This window comes from Daeguia caeni (assembly GCF_042653845.1).
In the GTDB taxonomy this organism is placed as follows: Bacteria; Pseudomonadota; Alphaproteobacteria; order Rhizobiales; family Rhizobiaceae; genus Brucella; species Brucella caeni.
The window spans coordinates 1-930 of sequence record NZ_JBHSEL010000064.1 but is presented as its reverse complement, the minus strand read 5'-3'; the positions used below and the strand labels follow the sequence as shown (position 1 = coordinate 930).

Genomic DNA, 930 nt, shown 5'->3' with positions numbered 1-930 from the left:
TCCATGAACAGCGTGGTGGCGGGATCAAGCGTCCACAGCAGCGAGGTCTTGCCGATGCCGGACTTGCCGAAGATGCAGCCCTTGATGCTGCGGGGTGCCGCGAGACGCTGGTCGGCCAAGATGATGGGAAGCGCGCCGTTCATTGCCCGCCTCCGTTGAGCTCGAGTTTTACCTTGAGCGCCCCGGTCCTGACGGTGCGGGCGGGTGCGAAGGACTGTCGGATCGACTCGGGCCAGGCGGCGTATTTGCGCTCGGGCACCTTGAAGCTGACATCGACATATTCGGTGGGGTCGTCACCGGCGGCGCTGATGCGCTCGACCAGATCGGCAAGCTGTGCCTGATCCCAATCGACGCGCTTCGGCAGTTCGGCGATCACGGTGACCGCACCGTCCTCGAAGCGAACCGTTCCGGTGTCCTTGCTCGCTTCCATACGCGCCATGACGGCGCGGTCAGCGTATTTGAGCGCGATGGCGCCTTCGAGCCAGTCGCTGGTGGCCTTGGCGCTGCGCAGGGCTTCACTGGCCGCATCCTGCAGAAGGGCAAGTTGCTCGGGCGGCAGAGCAACGATTGCCGCGATCTGCATGGTGCGCAGATCACCGAGGGTGATGTGGTTGGGGATCGTCATCGCCGCACCCTCACGCCGAAGCCTGGTGGCGGTAGCTGGCAGTGCTCTGGCGGATCTGCTCGGCCTCGTAGGCTTCGACATCCTCGAGCCGGTAGACGACGCGGCCGCCGAGCTTGACGTATTGCGGGCCTTCACCCGTCCAGCGCCAGCGTTCGAGCGTGCGGTGCGAAATGTTCCAGCGAGCGGCGAGCTCGATCTGGGAGAGGTGTCTGGTAGCCATCTCGTTCTCCTTGGGGTCTGACGAAAACCTGCGGAGAGGATGGCGTAGGATGAGATTGGTGTCGTCGGGATCGGAAGTGGATCGT

At 64.2% G+C, this 930-nt stretch carries 2 protein-coding genes; both read right to left on the bottom strand.

Going from position 1 to position 930, the window contains the following annotated elements; genetic code table 11:
* Window positions 1-139: 139 nt before the first annotated feature.
* A complete protein-coding gene (locus ACFO1V_RS09395; RefSeq protein ID WP_055456502.1) occupies window positions 140-625 on the bottom strand; it encodes a hypothetical protein in 486 nt (161 codons plus the stop codon).
* A gap of 10 nt (window positions 626-635) precedes the next feature.
* The coding region (locus ACFO1V_RS09390; RefSeq protein WP_374834758.1) for a helix-turn-helix transcriptional regulator at window positions 636-930 on the bottom strand (295 nt) is incomplete at its 5' end.